Here is an 18,016-nt window from a genome sequence, read left to right as displayed (position 1 = left end):
AATTCCACGCTTCATATAATAAAAATAGAAACTTTAATAAGGGCATGGAATATGACGCTTCGCCTCTTTTTCCATAGTGATGACCTCAAGGCTAATGTGGAAGTCCTGGATTGCACGCCCCACGAAAACGAATTTGCAGTGGTGCTGCGCGCCACGCTGTTCCACCCACAAGGTGGCGGACAGCCCTTTGATACCGGCTCAATTGGCGATAGCCAGGTCCTGCGGGTAATCCAGGATCCTGAGCGGATCATTCATTTCGTCGACCGACCGGTAAAACCCGGCATGACCCAGATTCGCGTGGACGGCGAGCGACGCCAGTTCAATACGCGCATGCATTCAGCCGGGCATCTGATCGGTCACTTCGTCCAGGCCAAGGGCTGGATGCCGATCAAGGCGCATCACTGGCCGGGCGAAGGGCGGGTGCAGTTCAAAGCACTGGAAAGTGCACAGGACGTCGACGCCCAAACCGTTCAACTCGGCATTGAACAGTGGATTGCCGAGGATTTTCCGCGCCTGACGTCATTGCGCGAAGGCGCCCGGGAAATCGGTTTCGGGGCACTGCCCGCCTACGGCTGCGGCGGCACCCATGTACGTAGCCTGAAGGAATTGGCCACGGTCACGATCGCCTCCCTTTCATTGAAGAAGGGAACGCTGTCAGTCCACTACACCGTGGACTGAGCATTTGGGCGATGACGGCACCGTCATCGCCTGACGCCGGGGGAGCCTGCGCTCGCGGGTTCTGTTGACTATCTGATAGATGGACCTAAGACATGATGCTTGACGTCGAGCGTCTCGATGAGACGTGCATAAAAAAACTGGCCAATGAAGAAGTCCTCGCCATCCGCGTCAAAGGCTTGCTGCCCCAGCCGCTGGCGATTCAGATTGGCGACAAGATCCTCGCCCCCGGTTTCGAAGGCTATATCAATGCGCCAAGCATCGGCCGCATTGGCATGGCGTTTTATGAAGCGGAAAACCAGCCGCTGCTGATCGAGGACTACTTCGAACGCGCCACCCGCAACATTGCGGAATTGCGTAACCGGTGCGCGCCCTATTCGTCCCCGGTCGACACCCTGCGCTGCATGCTCGACGAATCCTGGCCGGCAGGCGCGCACCTGGAGAACCTCTACGGTCGCAAGATGTATGTCGGCTTGTCGCGGGTGGTGAAACCGGGCGTTTGTTTTCTTGCCCACCACGACATTTTCGCCAAGGACGCCCCCGACAGTTACCAGGCCAGAAGCCTGGAAGCACAGTTTGCCTGCAACGTTTACCTGAACATGCCGACCGAGGGCGGCGCACTGCAGATGTGGGACGACGACATTTCGCCGGACCGGTTCGACGAGATGCGCGGCGACAGCTACGGCATCGACCCGGCCTTGCTCGGCCCTCCGACCTTGGAGATACGCCCCGAGCCGGGCGATTTCATCATGTTCAATTCGCGCTGTATGCACTCGGTGACACCGGGCGTGGCGGATCCGCGATTGAGCCTTTCATTCTTTGTCGGCTACCGCGGCAATGCTTCACCCCTTACCTTCTGGAGTTGAGATGCTTTCGAATTACTTGGGCGAGTTCCTGGCGCTGGCAACCATTCACTTCCTGGCCGTGGTCGCACCCGGGCCGGACTTTGCCGTGACCATCCGCCAGAGCGTGCGTTTCGGCCGGTTGGTGGGCATCTGCACGGCGCTGGGTATCGGCGCGGGGATTTCCGTGCACGTGCTTTACACCCTGCTCGGGGTCGGCGCCCTGATGCATACCACACCGTGGCTGTTGACCGTGGCCAAGGTCGTGGGCGGCGCCTACATTTTGTACCTCGGGATCAGCTTGCTACGCAGCAAACCAAAATCCACGCTTGAGGGCGATAAAGTCCCGGACGAACCCGTCGTCGAACAAACGCTGTTGAAGGCCTTCACCACCGGGTTTCTGACCAACGCGACCAACCCCAAGGCGACGCTGTTTTTCCTGGCGATTTTCACCACCATCATCAGCGCCACAACACCGCTGAACATCCAGGCGCTGTATGGGGTCTGGATGTGTTTTGTGAATGCGGTGTGGTTTGTGATCGTCGCGCTGTTCTTTTCCAGCACCCGGGTGCGCGTGCTGTTCATGCGCATGGGGCATTGGTTTGAACGGACGATGGGGGTGATTCTGATCCTGTTCGCCGGGCGCCTGATTCTGTCGATGTAAAACCTGCGCCCACGCAAAAGGCCCGCCGAGTCTGACTCGCGGGCCTTTTTCATATCTGCGTCGCTTTTGCATTTCTGTGCGACAGATCCCACTTTAAAGCCTCCCCTTTCACGCCTACGTGGTGTTAGTTTGGAAATGTTTCTGACCAATCGATCAGACACTTCCCACAAACCGCCTGCAAAGGAATGCCTTTCACAATGGACTTCTCACTTAAGCATCTGGCCGCGTCGACCCTGATTCTGGCCAGCCTTTCGTCGTTTACCGTAGCCGCGCAAACCAACATCACCCCGCAACAGAGTGCGACCATTCTCAAGAATTTCAGCGACGCCTCAGCCTCGGATTTCAGGCAGTTCCTGGCCGGCGTGGCCAAAAGCAACCTGGCCAAAACCGCCGACCTCGGCCCGGCCATCAGCGCTTTCCAGGACAACAAGACGCTTACCCCGGAACAGCAGAACGAAATCCATCGTCTTCTGGGCCTCTATGCACGGGTGAAATATGGCGCTGCGGCTACCGAGACGTTGCGTGAGCTGGTGGCAATCCCGACCTTCCAGGTGGAGGGCGTTGCTCAGCACGACAACCCCGAATTCATCAAGATCGCCGACAAGATCAAAAGCCTTGCCCAGTCCTTCAACCTGAATTTCCGCAACATCGACAACCGTGTCTATGAAATTTCCCTTGAGGGCAGCGGTGATGAAGTGGTGGGCATTCACGCACATGCCGACGTGGTGCCGGTGACGCCAGAGAACTGGGTCCTGAAAGACGGCACCCGCCTGGATCCGTTCAAGGTCACCCTGATCGGCGACCGCATGTATGGTCGCGGTACCGAGGATGACAAGAACGGTATCGTGGTGGCCCTGTACGCCATGAAGGTGATCAAGGAAGAGAAGCTGCCGCTGGCAAGGAATTTCAAGCTGCTGATCGACACCACCGAAGAAACCACCGGCGACGCCATCCCCTATTACTTCGAACACAACCCGACGCCCAACTACAACCTGGCGCTGGACGGCGGCTACCCGGTGGTCATCGCCGAAAAAGGCTACGGCACCGTGATGGGCAGCTTTGCCCGGCGTGACGGCGAGGGCCAGGGCGCGGAAATCACCTCGATGACCGGCGGCTTGGCCACCAACCAGATTCCGTCGGCTTCGGTCGCCACATTAGTGACTGACAAGCCTGCCGAACTGGCCGCCAGCCTGCAAAAGGCCGGTAGCGAGTATGCCAAGCGCAATGGTGGAAACTTCGAGGTAAGCGCCAAAGTCGTCGACAAGGACGTCAAGCTCACGGTGACCGGCGTTTCCGCCCACTCCTCCGAGCCCGAGTCTGGCGTCAACCCGGTCGCCAGGATGCTGGACTTCATCAACAGCCTCGACGGAAAAGTCGCGCTCAAGCACAACCACATCACCGACGCCGCCCGCTACGCTGCCGACAACTGGGGGCTGGATTACCTGGGCGGGAAATTGGGTGTCGGTTTTGCCGATGACTTCATGGGGCCGCTGACGACGTCTCTGACCTTTGTCGGGATGAATGACACAACCTTCAAGCTGGCGGTCAACCTGCGCGTGCCGAAGGGCAAGTCCCCGGAAGCCCTCAAGGCCGAAATTGCCGAAAAGATTGGCGCTTGGAGCAAGAAGAGCCACGTAGCGGCAACGTTCGACTATTCCATCGCCGAGCCGATGTATCGCAATCCTGAGGGTGAGTGGGTCAAGGCCTTGCTGGCCGTGGCCAGCGAAAACCTGGGCATGGAACACAAGTACGGCACTTCTGCCGGCGCCACGTCGGTGCATGAACTGCCCAATGGTGTGCAATTCGGCCTGGCCCGGCCGGAAGTGAAATACACCGGCCACACGGATAACGAGTTCAAGACGGTCGACCAGTTCCTGCTGGACCTGCAGATCGTGACCGAAATGATGGGGCGCATCGGGCAGTTGCCGAAGCTCTGATCGCCTTCCGACCCACCTGATGCTCATCAGTCAGGGAACAAAACCTGGGGGAGCGAGCTTGCTCGCGATGGCGGAGTTACATTCAACATCAATGTTGACTGCCCCATCGCTATCGCGAGCAAGCTCGCTCCCACAAGGATTGCGTTGCTGAACACTTGAACTGATCGGCACAACTCGAAGAAGCTTTTTTGTTGCGCCATAAAAAACGCACAAACAAAAACGCCGCTCATTGCTGAGCGGCGTTTTCGTTAAATATGGAGCGGGAAACGAGACTCGAACTCGCGACCCCGACCTTGGCAAGGTCGTGCTCTACCAACTGAGCTATTCCCGCAAATGGCGTCCCCTAGGGGACTCGAACCCCTGTTACCGCCGTGAAAGGGCGGTGTCCTAGGCCACTAGACGAAGGGGACACGCTAACTGAAACACATGGTGTGTATTTCAGTGCCCAAATCCGCATCCGAAGATATCGGTTCTGGTTTCACTCAACGCCGCCCGAAAGCAACGCTGTTTAAAAATGGAGCGGGAAACGAGACTCGAACTCGCGACCCCGACCTTGGCAAGGTCGTGCTCTACCAACTGAGCTATTCCCGCATTGGCGTCCCCTAGGGGACTCGAACCCCTGTTACCGCCGTGAAAGGGCGGTGTCCTAGGCCACTAGACGAAGGGGACACACGTACAACATTCACTCCCTACCGCGTTTCGCTGTGTGCTTTACGCTGTAAGTGGCGCGCATTCTATGGATGGATTGAGGGGTCGTCAACCCCCAGATATAAATTTATTTAAATCAATGACTTCGCCCTGCTTTCAGACGCGTTTCGGGCTTTTCCACAGACTGGCCCCCAACGCCTATATTCCGGCCTCCTTCAAGACGCTATAGTCCACGCCATCAAGATGATGGCAATCTGGAACATCTTCGCCACCATTTATATAAGCAGAGCAACGGCCGATACATTTATGGCCATAGCTGATTCAAGTCGTCGAGCGGCCTATGCGCCCCAATGGCAAGCCACTACACTCGAACGCAAACCCTATAAAGAGGTCTTACCGGTGACACCACTCATGATCACCCTGCTAGTTGTAGCCGGGATCGCACTATTGATCGCCATTGGCTACATGAACCATGTGGTGGAAAACAACAAGCTGGAAAAGGCCCGTACCAAGGTTGAGCTCAACGACCGCCTGCGTCGCTGCGGCGAGATCACCGAGACCTTTCCCGGCCAGTTGATGACACCGGCGCTCAAGCTGCTGTTGACCCGCCTGGAGCTCAACGTCTGCCAGCGCCTGCTCAACCTGGAAAAGACCAGTGCCAACCTCAGGGCGCGGATCACCGAACTGGAGGCCCTTGCCGCCCAAGGCGAGTCGATCCCGGTCAACAATCCGCCAGCACCGATCCAGACCGAAGCCAAGGCCAAGGACGTACGCTTCCTGCTGGAAGCCCTGCATGGCCAGATCACCCGTGCCGCACAGGACGGTTTCCTGCCGACCAACGAAGCCAAGCGCTGGATCCGCGAAGTCCGCCATATCCTGGTACTGCTGCACATCGAGTTCTTCAACAATCTTGGCCAGCATTGCTTGCAACAGAACCAGCCAGGTCAGGCGCGCCTGGCGTTCGAACGTGGCGTGCAGTACCTGCGTAAACAGCAAGAGCCGCAGGTCTATGCCGAGCAATTGGAATACCTGGAGAAACTCCTGGCTCGCGCCAACGCCATGGTGATGGACAACATCGCTGCCGTTGAGGGTGAGGCAAACCAGTTGAACGTAGGCCTCAAACAAGTCGACGCCGATGCCGACTGGAAAAAGAAAGTGATCTACGACTGATTTGCGAGAATAGAAAAGCCACCTGCGAAGGTGGCTTTTTTTTGGGTTGGGTTGGGTGGGGAGTGCAGTCGGGAGAGATGGGTTGGCTGTCGGGCCGTCATCGCGAGCAGGCTCGCTCCCACAAGGCTCCCACAGTGATCACAGGGCTCTTCAGAGCCGGAAGTGCCCCACCATCCCTTTCAGTTCAAGCCCGAGCTGAGCCAGCTCAATGCTGGACGCCGCGTTGCCCTGCATCGCCAGTGACGACTGATCCGCGCTCGCGCGAATGCTCGTGACGCTGCGATTGATTTCCTCGGCCACCGAACTCTGCTCCTCGGCTGCCGCGGCAATCTGCTGGTTCATCTGCTGAATCAACGACACCGCTGCCGCAATACTCCCCAGCGCACTCTCGGTCTGCAACGCATCGCTGACGGCGAGTTTCACCAGTTCGCCGCTGTTCTGAATCTGCTGCACCGACGATTGAGCGGCCGAGCGCAAGGCACTGACCAGTCGCTCGATCTCCTCGGTCGATTGCTGGGTACGCTTGGCGAGCGCCCGGACCTCGTCGGCCACCACGGCAAACCCCCTGCCCTGCTCGCCTGCCCGCGCGGCTTCGATCGCCGCGTTGAGCGCCAACAGGTTGGTCTGTTCGGCAACACTTTTGATCACGCTGAGCACTGTGCCAATGTTCTGGATCTCTGCGCTCAGGCTTTCGATGCTGGAACTGGCCGACGTCGCCGAATCCGCCAGTTGCTCGATGCGTGCCATGCTCTGGCGCACCACTTGCTGACCGCTTTCGACTTTGCCATCCGCGGTCTGTGCGGCCTGGGCCGCCTCTTCGGCATTGCGCGCCACGTCGTGCACCGTCGCGGTCATCTGGTTCATCGCCGTGGCGACCTGCTCGGTTTCTTCTTTCTGACTGCTGACTTCCAGGTTGGTCTGCTCGGTCACCGCCGACAGTGAATGCGCCGAACTGGCCAATTGCTCGATACCGGCCTGCAAGCCACTGACGATGCTGCTGAGCCCGGCGCCCATCTGCTGCATCGCCTGCATCAATTGGCCGATCTCGTCACGGCGCGTCACTTCAACCGTCGCACTCAAATCACCCGCGGCAATTTGCTGGGCAACCAGGATCACACTGCGCAGCGGTGCCACGATCAACCGGGTAATCACCCACGCCGCCACCAGCCCGACCAGCAACGCCAGGGCTGAGGAGCCTATGATCAGCAACGAGTTCTTTTTCAACTCGGCCTGCATCGACTGGTCTTCGGCGACATAGGCTTGATCCACCCGCTCCACCACTTGCGCGGCGCGCTGATGCAACTGTTCGTAGACGGTTTTCTCCTGGGCCAACAGGCCGGTATATTCCGTCAGTTTTTCGCTGAAACTGCCGATGTGACCGCTCACTTCATTGAGGACCGTCTGATAGCCCTCATCCTTGACCGTGGTTTTCAGCTGTTCGGCCTGGGTCAACGCCTGTTCCGCCTGCTCGATCTTGCCCTGGCCTGCGCTGTCGTCACCCTTGCGGCTCTGGTCCAGACGCACGCGCGCCTCGTTCATGGCCTGCAACATCAACCGCGAGACCTGGCTGACCTGACTGGCCTGCTCAAGGAATTGCCCACCCTCCTTACCTTCGGATTGCTTCAAGGTGTAGGCGCCATCATCGGCCAGGCCGGCTTGCAACACATCAAGGTTGTTGGCCACGCTGGACACCGACCAACTGGCCATTTCCAGCGCCAGGTCCTTGGCCTGACTCAGCGAGACAAACTCATCGAACGCCTTGCGATAAGCACCCAGCGACTGCTCGACATCATTCATCACCGGCACGTTAGCCGCGGACGCAGCCTTGAGCTGGGTCGCCAGAGCGATCAGGCCATCAACGCCTTCGTGCAGGGCATCGGCGGTTTTCGGGTTGCCGTGCAAGGCGTACTCCTGCTCAAGCAGACGCACCTTGAGCAAGCCGCTATTGAGCGACGACATCTGCTTGAGCCCATCGAAGCGATGACTGATGGTTTGCAGGGACCACACGCCGATGGCTGCCACCAGCGCGGTCAGCAGCAGCACCAGGACAAACCCGACACCCATTTTTTTTGCCATACCGAGGTTGGCAAAACGTCCTTGCACGGCCGAAATCATTGCACTTAGTCCCCTGACATAGTCTGTTGACGCAGATTCGCAACGGGCCTGTGCCAGCACAAGTCTCTGGCGTCGGAATAATGGCAAAAAGCTACGCCCGCGTCGTTTTCAGAACGCTTGAGGTCGATTCAGAGTGGTGGCCTGAAAAAATGCCCGGGCACGAGGATCACAGGCGCAAGCCACGTTGATGCGCTGCCAGTCCGTGGCCTCACCGCCGGGATTGAATGCAGTGGCGGAAGACAACAACACACCGAAGCGTCGGGCTTGCGTGCGCACCTGAGCGTAGTCAGACATTCGTGATCGTGCCCAGATGAACAATCCGCCCACCGGTTTGCCGAAAACCTCCCAATCGGCATCTTCGAGTATCTGCAAGGCAGCCTCTCTGTCGGTGTTCAATCGCTGGCGCTGACGCTGGACCAATTTGCGATACGCGCCGCTGGCCAAGAGGCAAGCCAGCACCGATTCGCAGAATCTTGAAGCGCCCATGCTGCTGGTCATCTTGACCTCGGCCAGTCGCGAAACAACCGCGACACTGGCGACGACAAAGCCGACGCGCAATGAACTGCTGAGGGTTTTAGAGTAGCTACCGACGTAGATGACGTTGTCGTCGATACCCAGCGCCGCGAGGCGAGTGCCGGGGCCGCGGTGCAAATCGGCAAAGACGTCATCTTCGATGACCAGCACACCGTGGTCTCGGGTCAGTTGCAGCACCTGCTGCGCCACGGCGGGTGCCAGGCTGCTGCCGGTCGGGTTGTGGTAGAAGCTATTGATAAACAGCGCACGGGGCCGGTACTTCAGCAACAACGCTTCAAGCGCCTGCGTATCAGGCCCGCGGGGGGTACGCGGCACCTCGATCATCGTCACGCCGTTCAGCCTGAGCAGATCGAACAACAGCGAATACCCCGGGCTTTCCACCACCACGCAATCCCCGGGTTTAAGCAACGTACGCACGATCAGATCCAGCCCGTGAGTCGCCCCGGTGGTGGTCAGTATCCGTCGTTCATCCACTTCGATGTCGAGTGGCTGGAGACGCTTGAGGATCTGCGATCGCAAGGCTGGCAACCCCAGTGGCGTGCTGTAGCTGAACAAAGCAGCCATGTCGGTGCGGCTCACCTGGCGAATCGCGTAGCTCAAATCGTCGGTTTCACGCCAGCTTTCGGGCAGGCTGCCACAGCCCAGTTGAAGTTTGCCCGTCACGCACTCCTGCGTTACGTCCGCCCCTTCTGACCAGGGACAACCCGGTCCCTGCGCAGGATGGGCAACTATGAAACCGGAGCCCTGACGCGGCGCCAGCATGCCTTGTGCGACCAGGCGCTCACAGGCTTCGACGACGCTGGATTGACTGAGCAGATTGACCCGTGCAATTTGCCGCGCTGAAGGCAAACGTGTCCCCGGCAGCACTCCGTCCCGACGGAGCCAGTCGGCCAACCCGTCGACGATTTGCTGCACGACTGGCACCAATGCCTGTCGATCGATTCTCAATTCCATGAGCAAGCAAACTCCTGTCCGTTTTGCGGGAAACAGTTAATCACAGGAGCGCTGGAGGAGAGGTGCGACAACGCCGCCAAAACCCTCGGTTCTAACCCTTTGAAACACATTGATCAGCCACGTCACGGAACTGTAAAAAAGCCCGCAAACGTGCGGGCTTTTTCCTACATTGCAGCGCCTGATTTCAAAACGCGGTAACGCCACCATCCACCGCCAGCGAATGGCCGGTGGTGAACGCCGCACCGTCGCTGCACAAGTACAACACCGCGCTGGCGATCTCCTCTACCTTGCCGATGCGACCCACCGGGTGCATGGCGTTGGCAAACTCGCCCTTCTTCGGATCTGCTTCATAGGCACGGCGGAACATGTCAGTGTCGATCACCGCCGGGCAGACCGCGTTCACGCGAATCTTTTTCTTCGCATATTCGATGGCCGCCGACTTGGTCAGGCCGATGACTGCATGTTTGGACGCCGCGTAAATGCTCATCTTCGGCGCAGCCCCAAGGCCCGCCACCGAAGCGGTGTTGACGATCGCACCGCCACCCTGGGCCAACAACAAAGGCAACTGATACTTCATGCACAGCCAGACGCCCTTGACGTTGACGCCCATGATCGCGTCGAACTCATCCAGTGTGCCGTCGGCGAGTTTGCCTTTCTCGATCTCGATGCCGGCGTTGTTGAAGGCATAGTCGAGACGGCCGTAGGTGTTGACCACTTCGTCCATCAGATTTTTTACATCGCTTTCCAGCGTGACGTTGCAACGCACGAAGGTCGCTTCGCCGCCGGCCGTACGAATCAGCGCCACGGTGCCTTCGCCGCCGGCGGTGTCCATGTCGGCCACCACCACTTTCAACCCTTCGGCCGCGAATGCCTGGGCCGTCGCACGGCCTATACCGTTGGCAGCGCCGGTCACCACGGCGACCAGGCCGGAAAACGTCATGCTCATTGTTATGTCCTCGAGTGCGGGGGATTTCGTATTTTCAGTCTAGCCACGAAGGGTCATGCCACGGCAGCACTATCAGGTGGCCGGTTGGGCGCCCATGCGTGGCAGTGATAGAACGACGGTGCCAACTATCACTGCACTGGATCGATGTGCATTCGCCGTATCAGCCAAACTTGCGGCATTGGGCCTGAAGGGCTATCAACAAGGCTTCATTCATCTTGAGTGCCTGTCATGACTACCCAGACCAATCGCCAGTTCCTGCTCGCCAAACGTCCAGTGGGTCCAGCAACCCGCGAGACTTTTACCTATCAGGAAGTACCGGTCGGTGAGCCGGCGGCAGGTCAGATTCTGGTGAAAAACGAATACCTGTCCCTGGACCCGGCCATGCGCGGCTGGATGAACGAGGGCAAGTCCTACATTCCACCGGTCGGTCTGGGTGAAGTGATGCGTGCCCTGGGCGTAGGCAAAGTCGTTGCGTCGAACAACCCGGGGTTTGCGGTCGGGGACTACGTCAACGGCGCGCTTGGCGTGCAGGATTACTTCCTCGGCGAACCGCGCGGTTTCTACAAGGTTGATCCAAAACTGGCGCCGTTGCCACGCTACTTGTCCGCCCTGGGCATGACCGGGATGACGGCCTACTTCGCCCTGCTCGATGTCGGCGCGCCGAAGGCCGGTGACACGGTGGTGTTGTCGGGCGCAGCCGGCGCGGTGGGCAGCATCGCCGGGCAGATCGCCAAGATCAAAGGCTGCCGCGTGGTCGGGATTGCGGGCGGCGCGGACAAGTGTCAGTTCCTGATCGACGAATTGGGTTTTGACGGTGCCATCGACTACAAGAACGAGGACGTCGTCGCCGGTCTTAAACGCGAATGCCCGAAAGGGGTGGACGTGTATTTCGATAACGTCGGCGGCGACATTCTCGACGCCGTGCTGAGCCGACTGAACATGAAGGCACGCGTGGTGATTTGCGGCGCGATCAGCCAGTACAACAACAAGGAAGCGGTCAAGGGCCCGGCCAACTACCTGGCGCTGTTGGTCAACCGCGCGCGCATGGAAGGTTTTGTCGTGATGGACTACGCCGCCCAGTTCGCCGCCGCCGGGCAGGAAATGGCCGGCTGGATGGCCAAGGGGCAACTCAAGAGCAAGGAAGACATTGTTGACGGACTGGAGACATTCCCGGAGACACTGATGAAATTGTTCAGCGGCGAGAATTTCGGGAAGTTGGTGTTGAAGGTTTAACCCACTCTTACCAGACACCACAAAACTACTGTAGGAGTGAGCCTGCTCGCGATAGCGGTGTATCAGTCAATGATGATGTCGACTGATAGACCGCAATCGCGAGCAGGCTCACTCCTACATTTTGATCTTCGGTGTTGGGTCAGGCGAGTTCGGCGACTACGGCGGCAAGCGCTTTTGCTGGATCAGCTGCCTGGCTGATCGGACGGCCAATCACCAGATAATCGGAACCGGCGTCCAGGGCCTGGCGTGGGGTCAGGATGCGGCGTTGATCGTCTTGCGCACTGCCCGCCGGACGAATGCCCGGGGTCACCAGTTGCAACGACGGGTGAGCCGACTTCAAGGCCTGGGCTTCCAGTGCCGAGCACACCAGACCGTCCATCCCGGCTTTTTCCGCCAGCGCGGCCAGGCGCAACACTTGCTCCTGTGGCTCGATGTCCAGACCGATACCGGCCAGGTCTTCACGTTCCATGCTGGTCAGCACGGTCACGCCGATCAGCAGCGGCTTGGGCCCGGTACGCTGGTCCAGCACTTCACGGCAGGCCGCCATCATGCGCAGGCCGCCGGAGCAGTGAACATTGACCATCCACACGCCCATTTCCGCCGCAGCTTTGACGGCCATGGCGGTGGTGTTCGGGATGTCGTGGAATTTCAGGTCCAGGAACACTTCAAAACCCTTGTCACGCAGGGTGCCGACGATTTCCGACGCGCAGCTGGTGAACAGTTCCTTGCCGACTTTTACCCGGCACAGCTTCGGGTCCAACTGGTCGGCCAGCTTCAGTGCGGCGTCACGGGTGGGGAAATCCAGGGCGACGATGATAGGAGTCTGGCAGACGGACATGTGAGGGCTCTCAGGCAGGACGAAATCGGCGCGCATTGTAGCGGAACCAGCGGCGCTGCGGGACCCGATGATCGGTAATTCGTCATCGGCGCTCAGGCAAGACTAGTCCTTTGGCCAATTGTGTCGAGGCCGATACACTCATGACACGCTCACAACATCCTTCATCGCTACCGTCGGCAGCCGCAACACGTCCTTACAGCACTTCCCGCCTCCGGGCCGGACGCCTATGCTGAAGCCACAACCTCGCAGCCCATCTTTGTGGTTGGCAGCCTCTCTGGCAGATGAACGCACGCATGCACAACACCCAAGCCCCTTTGAACGACGATCAAAAAGCGCCCGGCGATGACAAACGCTGGAGCATTCGCGCCCTGATCGTCGACGATGACGTCCCGATTCGCGAACTGATGATCGACTACCTCGCCCGGTTCAACATCCACGCCAGCGGGGTCACCGACGGCGCGGCGATGCGTCTGGCGCTGCAAGCCGAACATTTCGATGTGGTGGTGCTGGACCTGATGCTGCCGGGCGAAGACGGTTTGTCGTTGTGTCGCTGGCTGCGTGCCGAGTCGGACATTCCGATCCTGATGCTCACGGCCCGCTGCGAACCGACCGACCGGATCATCGGCCTGGAACTGGGCGCCGATGACTACATGGCCAAACCGTTTGAACCCCGTGAACTGGTGGCGAGGATTCAGACCATTCTGCGACGGGTGCGCGATGATCGCACCGAACAACGGGCGAACATTCGCTTCGACAATTGGCGCCTGAACAGCGTGTTGCGCCAGTTGATTGCCGCCGACGGCCTGGTGGTGCCCCTGTCCAACGCCGAGTTCCGCCTGCTCTGGGTGTTTATCGAACGTCCGCGCCGGGTGCTCAGCCGCGAGCAATTGCTGGACGCCGCTCGTGGCCGCTCGATCGAGGCCTTTGATCGCAGCATCGACCTGCTGGTCTCGCGCCTGCGCCAGAAACTCGGTGATGACCCCAAAGCCCCGCAGTTGATCAAGACCGTTCGCGGTGAGGGTTATCTGTTCGACGCCAGAGACATCGGCTGATGCGTGCGCGCTTCGATACGCTGTTCGGCCGCCTGTTCGGCGTGCTGTTGCTGGCGATTTTCCTTGCGCACCTGTTGGCCTTTGCCTGGTTTCACCATTACGGCCCGCCCCCTCCTCCACCGCCACGGCCGGAGTTTTCCCAAGGCCTCGACGGGCAGCGCCCACCGATGGACCCACGCTTTGAAAACCGCCCGCCTCGACCATGGTTCGGCGGGCCGTTGGTGCCGCTGACCTTTCAATTGATCTCGCTGGTCATTGCGGCCTGGTACGGCGCCAAACTGCTGAGCCGACCGATCCAGCGCCTGAGCGATGCCGCCGAGCGCTTGAGCGAAAACCTCGACAGCACGCCGCTGGATGAGTCGGGGCCACGGGAAGCGCGGCAAGCGGCCTACACCTTCAACTTGATGCAGAAACGCATCATCGAACAGGTGCAGCAGCGCTCGCGGATGCTTGGCGCGGTGTCCCATGACCTGCGCACGCCGCTGTCGCGACTCAAATTGCGCCTGGAGCAGATCGACGACGAGAAGCTGCAAGGTCAGATGCGTCAGGACCTGGACGACATGATCAGCATGCTCGACGCCACCCTGACGTATCTGCATGAACAGCGCACCAGCGAGGCCCGGCAATGGATGGACGTGCAAGCGTTGGTGGAATCGTTGTGTGAAAACGCCCAGGACCAGGGCGCCGATGTGCAGGCCAGCGGTCACTGCGCCCCGCTGCAAGTCCAGCCGATGGCGTTGCGTTCGTGTATCAATAATCTGCTGGATAACGCGCTGCGCTACGCGGGACAAGCGTTGATCACCCTCGAAGACAGTCGCGAAACCCTGGTAATTCGGGTGATTGACCATGGGCCGGGTATTGCGGCAGATAAACGTGAGGCGGTGTTTGAGCCGTTCTTTCGCCTGGAAGGCTCACGCAACCGCAACTCCGGCGGTGTCGGCCTGGGCATGACCATCGCCCGCGAGGCTTCGGAACGTCTGGGCGGGCAATTGAGCCTGGAAGAAACACCAGGCGGTGGTTTGACTGCCGTCATTGATCTACCTAGATCCCTGTAGCAGCCGGCGAAGCCTGCGTTCGGCTGCGCAGCAGTCGTAAACCGACTGACTCTATCTTGCTGAAACACCGCGGTGAAGGGTCTAGCGACTGCTTCGCAGTCGAACGCAGGCTTCGCCAGCTGCGACAAGTACCTGACGTGATCTGTGTACTGACCGGTACAAACCTCACATACCCACGACACCTTGCCCCTTGAGGCTGCAGAAGCCGGTGTCCCCACCGGTTTTCCATTCCAGGGAGTGAGCACAATGATCGGTAGCGTCAGCAACTACACGAGCTATACCAGCACCAGCAGCACCACAAACAATACCGCCCGCAGCCAGCCGTTCCAGAAAGAACTGCTGGCCAAGCTCGATACCAACAGCGACGGCGCGGTGGATCAGGACGAGCTGAAAAGTGCCTTGTCGCAAAAATCCGACGACGGCCTGGTGGTCAACCTGAGCAAAAATTTCGCCGACCTCGACAGCGATAACAGCGGCAACCTGAGCAGTGAAGAAATGGCCGCGATGGCCCCGCCTCCGCCACCGCAACACGATCAACCACCGAGCACTGAACTCGCCGATGCAATGATCAGCGCCCTGGACACCGACGGTGACGGCGCCATCAGCAGCGACGAGCTGAGCACCGGCCTGACCAGCGCTGGCAGCAGTGCCGACAGCAAGGAAATCTTCTCGGCCCTGGACAAGAACCAGGACGGTACCGTCAGCAAGGACGAACTCGCCGCCAGCCTCGCCCCTGCGCCCCCACCGCCACAGCAGGTGTCCAGCGAGGAACTGTTCGGCCAGCTCGATACCGACAGTGATGGCAGCGTGACCGCCACCGAACTGAGCAGCGCGCTGCAGGCGAGCAACCGCCCGTCATCGACCAGCACCGACACCAGCGCCGCACTGCTCAAGGCACTGGACAGTGACAGCAGCGGCGGTGTCAGCAGCGATGAATTGAAAGCAGCCTTGCAAGCAGGCCGTGAGAAAACCAGTGACAGCTCGACCGATCAGTTCAACGTCAACGATGCGCTGCACAAGATGGTCGCCAATCTGAGCAAACAGTATTCGCTCGATAACGTGGCGACGGTGGGCAAGTACTTGAACGTCGCGACCTGAGCCAAGCGTCAAGCCCGGTAGACCGCAGCGACCCTATCGCGAGCAGGCTCACGCCTACAGGGGATTTGTGAACGACACAGATCCAGTGTAGGCGTGAGCCAGCTCGCGATGGGGCCATAAGCCTGAATACAAAAATCTAAGGGCGGCGATCTTCTACCCGAGCCTGACTCTTGCTCCAGTCAGTCAGCAAGCTGTATGCCACCGCCAACAACGTCGGCCCGATAAACAGCCCGATAAAACCAAACGCAATCAACCCGCCGAACACCCCCAGCAGCACAATCACCAACGGCAGATTCCCGCCCCGGCTGATCAGGTACGGCTTGAGCACGTTGTCGACGCCACTGATGATGAACATGCCCCAGATTCCCAGGAACACCGCCATCCCGTACTCACCTTTCCACGCCAGCCACGCCGTTGCCGGAATCCACACCAGCGGTGGCCCCATCGGAATCAGACTGAGCAGGAAGGTCACGATGCCCAGTACCAAGGCTCCCGGCACCCCGGCGATCAGGAACCCGATCAGTGCCAGCACGGCCTGCGCCGCTGCCGTACCGATCACGCCGTTCACCACCCGCTGCACCGTGCCCGCCACCAGATCAATGTAATACCCGGCACGCTCGCCGATCAGGCGCTCCAGCAACCCATGAACAAAGATCGCCAGACGCGGGCCGTCGCGGTAGAAAAAGAACACAAACACGATGCTCAGTGTCAGCTCGAGAATCCCGCCGCCGATCTGCGCACTGCGCGCCAGCAGCCAGTTACCGACCTGCCCCAGATAAGGCTTGAGCGCGACCATCATCGCCGCGCCCTGTTCATCGATGCTGTTCCAGACCACCACCAGCCGTGCGCCCACAAAGGGAACACTGCCTAACCAGTCAGGCGCCTGCGGCAGGCCTTCGACTTGTACATCCTTGATAAACACCGTGGCGTCACGCACATGGTCGGCCAGGTTGAACCCCAGCCATACCAGCGGCACGGCCACCAGTAACATCCAGCCGAGGGTCAGCAGCGCTGCCGCCAAGGATTCGCGGCCATTGAGCCAGCGGGTCAACAAACGCATCAGCGGCCAACTGGCAAACGCCAGCACCGCGCCCCAGAACAGCGCCGACCAGAACGGCGCCATCACCCAGAAGCTCGCACCAAACAGCACCAGGAGCAGAATCTGCACCAACAGCCGATCATTATTGGGCATGTAAAGTCTCGAAAAAATCAGTCAACAAAGGGTAGACGAATGCGCCGTGCGCATTCGCCTGTGCAGCTTATCGCAACAGCTCGATGTGCAGGCCAGAGCCTTCGACGGTGCCGCCTTCCAGTCGCGCCGCACGCACGCCCTGAGCAATCAATGCCTGACGCCAAGCCTCAGCCTTGGCACCGGAAACACTGACTCGCAAGGTGGTGTCCAGGTTCAGTCCGCGTGAAATCAGACGCAGCCACGTGTCGTCGGGATCAGCGTTCAGTTTCGGGAAATCGAGTTCACCGGTGCTTTTAAGCTGACGCAGCAGAGTGGCCGACGTCGGCAACAAGTCGCCCAACGGCGCCGCCGCATCGAATTGCTCGACATGCAGGTAGGCTTTGCGGTTGCCGCGAGTGATGCTGTAAAGCGCCACCAGCGAATTGTCCTGTGGCGCCGCCAATCTCAGCAGCAAATACGCCTGTTGATCGTCGGCACCGTAGAGCTTGGCATTGCCGAAGACTTCGTTGGCCCACAGGCTGCTTTCGCCGCAATCGCGGGCCTGGCACCAGAACAGCAACTCGGCGCCCTGTTTTTGCAAGGCTTCCCGCGCGGCGGTAAAGGCTTCGGTGGAGGAGTGCTCCGGCGGCAACTCATAGGTGACCGAGGTGGTTTGCCCGCGTGCCGTGACCTGACCGTCAAAGCGCAACTGGCCACTGATCTTGCGGATCGAACCCAGGGGGTAAATCCGTTCGAGCTCGACGGCCGGACGATAATCAACGATCTGCGCATCTTCCATGCGCGGCAGGATCGGCAAGTCCTGACTGCCGGGGACATCCGCGGCAAACGATAAAGGACTGAAACAGCACAACGCCAGCAGACTGAGTGAACGCATGGACAGGCTCATCGGATCAGCATGGCCTGAGCCCCTTTTAACGTTCGTTCCTTTTTGTCGAAATCCGGCGCATGCAGGCCGGGTTCCTCGATCACGATAGAGACCTTGTGGCCGTTCGGGGTCGCAGCGGTATAGCGATCTATCATGGTTGTCTCCCATTTCAACCCGCCCAGCCTCGACAGTTGCCCG

The 18,016-nt window shown here is 59.6% G+C and carries 15 protein-coding genes, 4 tRNA genes and 2 pseudogenes; 9 read left to right on the top strand and 12 right to left on the bottom strand.

Going from position 1 to position 18,016, the window contains the following annotated elements; all coding sequences use genetic code 11:
- Positions 1-51 precede the first annotated feature (51 nt).
- From D882_RS0115070 to D882_RS0115055, 4 genes are all read left to right on the top strand, one after another.
- Positions 52-678, top strand: coding sequence for a serine-tRNA(Ala) deacylase AlaX (locus D882_RS0115070; protein WP_027924014.1), 627 nt, complete (start codon positions 52-54; stop codon positions 676-678).
- Positions 679-770: 92 nt separating this feature from the next.
- Entirely contained in the window at positions 771-1,541 is a 771-nt protein-coding gene (locus tag D882_RS0115065; protein WP_027924013.1) for a 2OG-Fe(II) oxygenase, read from the top strand.
- Position 1,542: 1 nt separating this feature from the next.
- Positions 1,543-2,181 (top strand): LysE family translocator, encoded by a 639-nt coding sequence (locus tag D882_RS0115060; RefSeq protein ID WP_027924012.1) that lies wholly within the window; start codon positions 1,543-1,545, stop codon positions 2,179-2,181.
- Positions 2,182-2,378: 197 nt separating this feature from the next.
- Positions 2,379-4,118: a dipeptidase gene (locus D882_RS0115055; RefSeq protein WP_027924011.1), complete on the top strand. Its 1,740-nt coding sequence runs from the start codon at positions 2,379-2,381 to the stop codon at positions 4,116-4,118.
- Between the two features lie 255 nt (positions 4,119-4,373).
- Here the strand turns inward: D882_RS0115055 and D882_RS0115050 are convergent.
- The 4 genes from D882_RS0115050 to D882_RS0115035 form a co-directional block, all read right to left on the bottom strand.
- Positions 4,374-4,449: transfer RNA gene (locus D882_RS0115050), tRNA-Gly, on the bottom strand.
- A 3-nt stretch (positions 4,450-4,452) separates the two neighbouring features.
- Positions 4,453-4,528, bottom strand: a tRNA-Glu gene (locus D882_RS0115045).
- 105 nt (positions 4,529-4,633) lie between these two features.
- Positions 4,634-4,709, bottom strand: a tRNA-Gly gene (locus tag D882_RS0115040).
- Positions 4,710-4,711: 2 nt separating this feature from the next.
- Positions 4,712-4,787, bottom strand: a tRNA-Glu gene (locus D882_RS0115035).
- Between the two features lie 378 nt (positions 4,788-5,165).
- Between D882_RS0115035 and D882_RS0115030 the strand changes: the two genes are divergently transcribed.
- Entirely contained in the window at positions 5,166-5,936 is a 771-nt protein-coding gene (locus D882_RS0115030) for a hypothetical protein (protein WP_027924010.1), read from the top strand.
- 150 nt (positions 5,937-6,086) lie between these two features.
- Here D882_RS0115030 and D882_RS1000000133555 read toward each other — a convergent pair whose 3' ends face one another.
- The 4 genes and pseudogenes from D882_RS1000000133555 to D882_RS0115015 form a co-directional block, all read right to left on the bottom strand.
- Positions 6,087-6,791 carry a methyl-accepting chemotaxis protein gene (locus D882_RS1000000133555; protein WP_371258949.1) on the bottom strand — a complete coding sequence of 235 codons (705 nt, stop codon included), beginning with the start codon at positions 6,789-6,791 and terminating at the stop codon, positions 6,087-6,089.
- Between the two features lie 204 nt (positions 6,792-6,995).
- A pseudogene (locus D882_RS1000000133550) lies at positions 6,996-7,172 on the bottom strand (HAMP domain-containing protein); the annotation flags it as partial.
- 987 nt (positions 7,173-8,159) lie between these two features.
- The gene (locus tag D882_RS0115020) at positions 8,160-9,539 is read right to left on the bottom strand and encodes a PLP-dependent aminotransferase family protein (RefSeq protein ID WP_027924008.1); all 1,380 of its coding nucleotides are present in this window, start codon (positions 9,537-9,539) and stop codon (positions 8,160-8,162) included.
- A gap of 184 nt (positions 9,540-9,723) precedes the next feature.
- On the bottom strand, positions 9,724-10,485 hold the full coding sequence (locus tag D882_RS0115015; protein ID WP_027924007.1) for an SDR family oxidoreductase: 762 nt from the start codon (positions 10,483-10,485) through the stop codon (positions 9,724-9,726).
- Between the two features lie 228 nt (positions 10,486-10,713).
- On the opposite strand from D882_RS0115015, the gene D882_RS0115010 reads away from it, so the two are divergent.
- The gene (locus D882_RS0115010) at positions 10,714-11,718 is read left to right on the top strand and encodes an NADP-dependent oxidoreductase (RefSeq protein ID WP_027924006.1); all 1,005 of its coding nucleotides are present in this window, start codon (positions 10,714-10,716) and stop codon (positions 11,716-11,718) included.
- A 139-nt stretch (positions 11,719-11,857) separates the two neighbouring features.
- On the opposite strand, the gene pyrF is transcribed toward D882_RS0115010, so the two are convergent.
- The gene (gene pyrF, locus D882_RS0115005) at positions 11,858-12,556 is read right to left on the bottom strand and encodes an orotidine-5'-phosphate decarboxylase (protein WP_027924005.1); all 699 of its coding nucleotides are present in this window, start codon (positions 12,554-12,556) and stop codon (positions 11,858-11,860) included.
- Between the two features lie 293 nt (positions 12,557-12,849).
- Between pyrF and D882_RS0115000 the strand changes: the two genes are divergently transcribed.
- From D882_RS0115000 to xopAW, 3 genes are all read left to right on the top strand, one after another.
- Entirely contained in the window at positions 12,850-13,608 is a 759-nt protein-coding gene (locus tag D882_RS0115000; RefSeq protein ID WP_027924004.1) for a response regulator, read from the top strand.
- Entirely contained in the window at positions 13,608-14,663 is a 1,056-nt protein-coding gene (locus tag D882_RS0114995) for a HAMP domain-containing sensor histidine kinase (RefSeq protein ID WP_027924003.1), read from the top strand. The genes D882_RS0115000 and D882_RS0114995 overlap by 1 nt, the downstream gene beginning before the upstream one ends.
- Positions 14,664-14,909: 246 nt before the next feature.
- Positions 14,910-15,761 carry a XopAW family type III secretion system calcium-binding effector gene (gene xopAW / locus D882_RS0114990; protein ID WP_027924002.1) on the top strand — a complete coding sequence of 284 codons (852 nt, stop codon included), beginning with the start codon at positions 14,910-14,912 and terminating at the stop codon, positions 15,759-15,761.
- Positions 15,762-15,897: 136 nt separating this feature from the next.
- Here the strand turns inward: xopAW and D882_RS0114985 are convergent, their stop codons facing one another.
- The 3 genes and pseudogenes from D882_RS0114985 to D882_RS1000000132690 form a co-directional block, all read right to left on the bottom strand.
- Positions 15,898-16,953: an AI-2E family transporter gene (locus D882_RS0114985; RefSeq protein ID WP_027924001.1), complete on the bottom strand. Its 1,056-nt coding sequence runs from the start codon at positions 16,951-16,953 to the stop codon at positions 15,898-15,900.
- Between the two features lie 67 nt (positions 16,954-17,020).
- The gene (locus tag D882_RS0114980) at positions 17,021-17,827 is read right to left on the bottom strand and encodes a DUF4892 domain-containing protein (RefSeq protein ID WP_027924000.1); all 807 of its coding nucleotides are present in this window, start codon (positions 17,825-17,827) and stop codon (positions 17,021-17,023) included.
- 44 nt (positions 17,828-17,871) lie between these two features.
- Positions 17,872-17,973, bottom strand: a pseudogene (locus D882_RS1000000132690) (glutathione S-transferase); the annotation flags it as partial.
- Positions 17,974-18,016: the final 43 nt, after the last annotated feature.

It is taken from the genome of Pseudomonas sp. URMO17WK12:I12, assembly GCF_000514395.1.
Lineage (GTDB): Bacteria > Pseudomonadota > Gammaproteobacteria > Pseudomonadales > Pseudomonadaceae > Aquipseudomonas > Aquipseudomonas mucoides.
The sequence above is the reverse complement of the archived record's forward strand: the minus strand, read 5'-3'. Positions and strand labels throughout refer to the sequence as shown.